Origin of the sequence: Limnohabitans sp. TEGF004, from assembly GCF_027924965.1 — a bacterium.
GTDB lineage: Bacteria > Pseudomonadota > Gammaproteobacteria > Burkholderiales > Burkholderiaceae_C > Limnohabitans.
Genome location: NZ_AP027056.1, coordinates 2618097 through 2624462, shown reverse-complemented (window position 1 = coordinate 2624462; position 6366 = coordinate 2618097). Strand labels below are relative to the sequence as shown.

Here is a 6366-nt window from a genome sequence, read left to right as displayed (position 1 = left end):
CAAAAGTTTGAGATAATCATTGGTTTCCCTGATCTCTCAGGGCTTAGCTTTTTGGAAAAATCATGAAACGCACTTACCAGCCTTCTAAAACCCGTCGCGCCCGTACCCATGGCTTTTTGGTCCGTATGAAAACACGCGGTGGCCGCGCTGTGATCAACGCACGTCGCGCCAAAGGTCGCAAGCGTCTGGCTGTCTAATTTTTGACCGCTGCACAGGCCCGCGACCCAAGCGCCGTGGAACGTCTGAAACAGTGGTCAGAATTTCAGGCCGTCATGTCGGCAGGTTCTGTGGCACGTACGCCGCATTTTGTGTTGCACCAGTGGCAACCGCCTGCCAAAGCCTCTACAGGGTCTGGGTTTGAAGAAACCCCGACCCTGTTTGTCGATGGTGTCTTGATGATGGGCGCGCTCACACCCAAGCGATGGGCCAAGCGCGCTGTCACACGCAATTTGATTCGACGTCAAATTCACGCGGTTTCGCACGAGTTTGAAAAAGGCTTAAAGCCGACAGCCTATGTGATTCGTTTGCGAGCAACGTTTAGCCCTCAAAAATTTGTCAGCGCATCTTCGGATGTTTTGAAGCAAGCAGTGCGCGAAGAGCTCAAACAATTGTTTGGATATGTGAGCGCCGCATGATGCAATCATTTTTGGTGACGCTGGTGCGCGGGTATCGTTTGCTGCTAAGCCCGTGGCTTGGTTCGTCGTGCCGGTTTGAACCGACGTGCTCTGTGTATTCGTTGCAAGCCCTAGAGCTTCATGGCGCTGCACGTGGCAGTTATTTGACCCTGCGTCGTTTGGCACGTTGCCATCCTTGGTGTGCGGGTGGGCATGATTCTGTGCCACCTGCTTTGTTTACCTCTTTGACCTCTTCCAACGCCGGAAAGAAAACTTCATGAACGACATTCGCCGCACCATTTTGTGGGTGATCTTTGGTTTCTCCATGGTTCTCCTGTGGGACCAATGGCAAGTCCATAACGGAAACAAAGCCACCTTCTTCCCAACGCCTGCGCAGCAAGCCAAAGTGGCTGTAGATGCTTCTTCAGCGGTGCCACAAGCTGCAGGTGTTCCTGCCCCTGTCGCACCACAAGTTGCTGCAACAGTGCCTGCCGTTGAAACACGCGCGGCAAGCAAAGAGTTGGTGCAAGTTGAAACAGACTTGTTCAAACTCAGCTTTGACACCGAAGGCGGCACGTTGGTTCGTGCGGAGCTGTTGAAGCACGAAGACGAACAAAAGCCGGGTCACAACATTGTGTTGTTGGATGACAGCAAAGAGCGCATCTACACCGCACAAACCGGTTTGATCTCTAGTGTTCCCGGTGTGGCTTTGCCCACACACAAATCGGTGATGTCGGTTAAACCTGGCTCACGTAAACTCAAAGACGGCGACAACGAGTTGTCCATCGCGTTTGAGTCTGCTGCACAAAATGGTGTGAAGTTGGTTAAGACCTACACCGTCAAACGCGGTGCGTATGACATGGTGGTGAAGCACGACATCGTGAACACCGGCGCACAAGACGTGGCGCCTCAGTTGTATTTCCAATTGGTGCGTGACGGTAACAAGCCTGCTGGCGAGTCATCGTTCTATTCCACCTTCACAGGCCCTGCGATTTACACAGAGGCCAAGAAGTACCAAAAGGTGGAGTTTGCCGACATCAAGAAGAAAAAAGTGGATGTTGAAAAACAATCCAGCACAGGCTACATCGCCATGGTGCAGCATTACTTTGCGAGTGCTTGGATTTTGCCCAATGGCCTGAACCGTGACATCTCAATGGACGCTGTGGACATTGGTTCCACCATGGCTGATTGCTGCTACCGTGTGACGGCGATTTCTCCTTTGGAAATCATCAAGCCTGGTCAAAGCAAGAGCGTGGTTGCGACTTTCTACGCTGGCCCACAAGAAGAAAACAAACTGGAAGTGCTGTACCCAGGCTTGGAATTGGTCAAAGACTACGGCTGGTTGACGATTTTGGCCAAGCCATTGTTCTGGTTGCTCGATCAACTCAACCGCATCTTGAACAACTGGGGCTGGTCTATCGTGGCCTTGGTGGTCTTGCTCAAAGCGGGCTTCTACTGGTTGAATGCCCATGCATACAAGAGCATGGCCAAGATGAAAGCCATCAATCCAAAAATCATGGAAATGCGTGAGCGTCTCAAAGACAACCCACAGCAAATGCAAATGGAGATGATGAAGATTTACCGCGACGAAAAGGTCAACCCCATGGGTGGTTGCTTGCCCATCGCGTTGCAAATCCCCGTGTTCATTGCCTTGTACTGGGTGTTGTTGTCGACCGTTGAAATTCGCAATGCACCTTGGGTGGGTTGGATCCACGACTTGTCGGCACCCGATCCTTTCTTCATCTTGCCTTTGGTGATGACGCTGACCACCTTGCTGCAAACGGCATTGAACCCCGCACCACCAGATCCCATGCAAGCCAAGATGATGTGGATCATGCCGCTGGCTTTCAGCGTGATGTTCTTCTTCTTCCCTGCAGGTTTGGTGTTGTACTGGATCACCAACAACGTGTTGTCGATTGCACAACAGTGGCTCATCAACATCCGCATGGGTGTGCCACCTCAATTCAACTTGCCCAAGTTCTAATTTAGAACCGTGGTCAATCAAAAGCCCGCCTCCTTCGATGGTTGGCGGGTTTTTTTCTGGACAATCTAGCCATGCTTGCTCTTCACGACGCGCCCATCATTGCCATTGCCACCGCACCCGGTCGAGGAGCGGTGGGCATTGTGCGTGTGAGTGGCAAAAATTTAAATGGTTTGGTATTGGCCTTGTGTGGGCGTGCATTGAAGCCGCGTGAAGCGACCTATTTGCCTTTGCCCGATGAAACGGGCGCGCCTATCGATCATGTGTTGGCGCTGCACTTTCCCGGCCCTAACAGCTACACCGGCGAAGACGTGTTGGAACTACAAGCCCACGGCGGCCCTGTGGTGTTGCAACTCATCTTGGCGCGTTGCCTGCGCGTGGCCGCCACACTGAACGCGCAAAACAAACCGTTGTTGAGCGGTTTGCGTTTGGCCCAGCCGGGTGAATTCACGCAGCGTGCATTTTTGAATCACAAACTCGATTTGGCACAAGCAGAAGCCGTGGCCGATTTGATTGACGCCAGCACCGAAGCTGCCGCGCGTGGCGCGAGCCGATCATTGGCAGGTGCGTTCTCTAACGAAATTCATCAACTGCGTGATGCACTCATTCATCTGCGCATGTTGGTCGAAGCCACGCTGGACTTTCCCGAAGAAGACATTGACTTTTTGAAGCAAGCCGATGCCCAAGGCCAGCTCACACGACTCCAACAAAATTTGGCGCGCGTGATGGCGCAAACCAAACAAGGCGCGTTGTTGCGTGAAGGCATCCGTGTGGTGATTGCGGGCCAACCCAACGCGGGCAAAAGCTCGTTGCTCAACGCCTTGGCGGGCGCAGAGCTGGCCATCGTCACGCCGATTGCTGGCACCACGCGCGATGTGGTGCAACAAACCATCCAGATTGAAGGCGTGCCTTTGCATGTGGTGGACACGGCTGGTCTGCGCGAACACCCCGATGTGGACGAGGTTGAGCGCATTGGCATTGCCCGCGCTTGGGACCAAATTGGCCAAGCCGATGCCGTGCTGTTTTTGCACGACCTCACGCGCAAAGACGACGCCGCTTATGCGGCAGCGGATGCGCAAATCGAACAAGCCCTGCAAGACAGGTTAGACACCCATGTCCCCGTGCTGCATTTGTGGAACAAAGCCGATGCACACAGCACCGCGTTCACGGCGCCTAGCCAAGAGGGTGTGACAGCTGTCACACACATCACCTTGTCAGCCAAAACAGGCGATGGCTTGCCGGCCCTGCGTCAACAACTGCTGAGCGTGGTGGGCTGGCAAGGTGGCAGCGCAGAAGGCATGTTCATGGCCCGTGAGCGCCACGTGCAGGCCTTGCACGAGGTCGATGAGCATCTGATGCTGGCTAATGCCAGCTTGCAGGCCCAAGTGCCCGCGCTCGACTTGTTGGCTGAAGAACTGCGCTTGAGCCAAAACGCGCTCAACACCATCACGGGCGAGTTCTCGTCAGACGATTTGTTGGGCGTCATCTTCTCTAGCTTTTGCATCGGCAAATAAGCGCCCCCCACCGATAAAATCAAACCATGACCCAAAACTCTGCACATTCCGCCAGCACAACAGCGCAGGTGAACGACCAGCGCATCTTGCAACTGGCCCACGACACCTTAGAGATTGAGGCAGAGGCCGTACGCCATTTGCGCCATGGTTTGTCGCCCAGCTTTGTGCAGGCTGTGCACGCCATACTCAAAGTCACAGGCCGTGTGGTCGTGATGGGTATGGGCAAGAGCGGCCATGTGGGTCGCAAGATCACAGCCACTTTGGCGTCCACAGGCACACCCGCTATGTTTGTGCATCCGGCCGAAGCCAGCCATGGCGACTTGGGCATGGTCAAAGACACAGATCTCGTGATTGCCATTTCCAACAGCGGCGAGAGCGATGAGCTCGCCGCCATTCTGCCGGTGCTCAAACGCCAAGGCGTGCCCTTGGTGGCCCTCACAGGCGGCGCGCAATCGACATTGGCCAGCCACGCCGACATCGTGCTCAACACCGGCGTGTTGAAAGAAGCTTGCCCACTGAACTTGGCTCCCACCGCCAGCACCACCGCACAAATGGCCATGGGCGATGCCTTGGCCGTGGCCTTGCTCGACGCACGTGGTTTCAAAGCCGAAGACTTTGCACGTTCACATCCCGGCGGTGCTTTGGGTCGCCGCTTGCTGACGCATGTGAGCGATGTCATGCGCAGCGGGGATGCTGTGCCAAGCGTGTTGCCAACAGCCAGCTTCAGCGATTTGATGCGCGAGATGAGCGCCAAAGGTTTGGGGGCCTCCGCCATCGTGGATGCGAACCGAAAAGTGTTGGGCATCTTCACCGATGGTGACTTGCGCCGTTTGATCGAAACAGGGACGGACATGCGCCAACTCACCGCGCAACAAGTCATGCACGCCAACCCACGCACCGTGCGCTCCAGCGCGTTGGCGGCTGAAGCCGCTGAGTTGATGGAGCTGTACCGCATCACCAGCGTTTTGGTGGTGGACGAACAAGGCATCTTGTGCGGCGCGATCAATACCAACGACCTGATGCGCGCGAAAGTCATCTAATGAGCACACACACACCTGCGCTGAACTTTGACCCTGCTTTGTTGTTGCGCGCACAGGCTGTGCGCGTAGCGTTCTTTGACGTGGATGGCGTGCTCACCGATGGCGGTTTGTTGTTTACCGAAAGTGGTGAAACCATCAAACGTTTTTGTACGCTGGATGGTCACGGCTTGAAGATGTTGCAAAAAGCAGGCATCACACCCGCTGTGATCACTGGGCGCGACAGTGCACCTTTGCGCGCACGTCTCAAGGCGTTGGGCATCACGCATGTGCGTTACGGCACCGAAGACAAGGCCCCCGCCGCACAAGAAATTTTGAACGAACTGGGCCTTGACTGGTCGCAATCGGCACACATGGGGGACGACTGGCCGGATATGGCGGTTATGACCCGTGCCGCATTTGCATGCGCCCCGAACAACGCACACATCGAAGTCAAAGCCATTGCGCACTATGTGACGGTGCGTGATGGTGGCCATGGTGCTGCACGCGAGTTTTGCGACTTGTTGCTGGTGGCCAGCGGTCGTTACGCCGAGTTATTGCGAGCTTACGTCGCATGACTGGTGTCGCACCTGTGTCGCTGTTCATGCGCATGCGCCGTGTGTGGGATCGCTTGGCGGTTTACCTGCCTTTGTTGCTCATGGGTGTGATGGCCATGAGCACCTACTGGCTGGTGCGCAGCACGCCCGCCATGGGCGATGCAGAACTTGAAGCCGCGCCGCGCCATGTGCCCGATTACTTCATGCGTGATTTTTCGGTCAAGGTATTCGGGGCCAATGGCAAGCTCAAAAGCGAAGTCGTGGGTGTCGAGGGACGCCACTTTCCTGATACAGACACGCTAGAGATCGACCAACCGCGGATTCGCATCTTGGGTGCAGAGGGACGTGTTACAACAGCCGTTGCCGCACGTGGATTGATTAACGCAGATGGTTCCGAGGCGCAGTTATTTGACAAAGCTGTGGTTGTGCGCGAAGCCAGCACCAATGTGCAAGGCGTGGTGACGCCGCGCACAGAATTGCGTAGTAACTTTTTGCATTTGTTCGCAAACACCGAGCAGGTGCGCTCTCATTTACCCGTTGAGTTGGTGCGTGGTGCTGGTGATCGCTTCACCTCTCAAGACGGCATCGACTTCGATAACTTAGACCAAGTGATGCAGCTCACAGGTCGGGTACGTGGCACCTTGTTACCACCCAAAGACAAAGATCAGAAATAAAAAAGGCTCC

The 6366-nt window shown here is 55.2% G+C and carries 8 protein-coding genes; all 8 read left to right on the top strand.

The features are described from left to right. The first annotated feature begins 62 nt into the window (after nucleotides 1-62). The 8 genes from rpmH to lptC all read left to right on the top strand — a co-directional run bounded on the left by rpmH (nucleotide 63) and on the right by lptC (nucleotide 6356). A complete protein-coding gene (gene rpmH / locus LINBF2_RS12865; RefSeq protein ID WP_005798102.1) occupies nucleotides 63-197 on the top strand; it encodes a 50S ribosomal protein L34 in 135 nt (44 codons plus the stop codon). A gap of 36 nt (nucleotides 198-233) precedes the next feature. Beyond that, a complete protein-coding gene (locus LINBF2_RS12860; protein ID WP_281889436.1) occupies nucleotides 234-635 on the top strand; it encodes a ribonuclease P protein component in 402 nt (133 codons plus the stop codon). Next, entirely contained in the window at nucleotides 632-895 is a 264-nt protein-coding gene (gene yidD / locus LINBF2_RS12855) for a membrane protein insertion efficiency factor YidD (protein ID WP_281889435.1), read from the top strand. Before LINBF2_RS12860 ends, yidD begins: the two co-directional genes overlap by 4 nt. Beyond that, a complete protein-coding gene (yidC, locus tag LINBF2_RS12850; protein ID WP_281889433.1) occupies nucleotides 892-2598 on the top strand; it encodes a membrane protein insertase YidC in 1707 nt (568 codons plus the stop codon). The genes yidD and yidC overlap by 4 nt, the downstream gene beginning before the upstream one ends. Before the next feature lie 71 nt (nucleotides 2599-2669). Further along, nucleotides 2670-4109, top strand: coding sequence for a tRNA uridine-5-carboxymethylaminomethyl(34) synthesis GTPase MnmE (mnmE, locus tag LINBF2_RS12845; protein ID WP_281889431.1), 1440 nt, complete (start codon nucleotides 2670-2672; stop codon nucleotides 4107-4109). 26 nt (nucleotides 4110-4135) lie between these two features. Next, the gene (locus tag LINBF2_RS12840; RefSeq protein WP_281889429.1) at nucleotides 4136-5149 is read left to right on the top strand and encodes a KpsF/GutQ family sugar-phosphate isomerase; all 1014 of its coding nucleotides are present in this window, start codon (nucleotides 4136-4138) and stop codon (nucleotides 5147-5149) included. Beyond that, nucleotides 5149-5703, top strand: coding sequence for an HAD hydrolase family protein (locus LINBF2_RS12835; protein WP_281889427.1), 555 nt, complete (start codon nucleotides 5149-5151; stop codon nucleotides 5701-5703). Before LINBF2_RS12840 ends, LINBF2_RS12835 begins: the two co-directional genes overlap by 1 nt. Then, entirely contained in the window at nucleotides 5700-6356 is a 657-nt protein-coding gene (gene lptC, locus LINBF2_RS12830; protein ID WP_281889425.1) for an LPS export ABC transporter periplasmic protein LptC, read from the top strand. The genes LINBF2_RS12835 and lptC overlap by 4 nt, the downstream gene beginning before the upstream one ends. Nucleotides 6357-6366 lie beyond the last annotated feature (10 nt).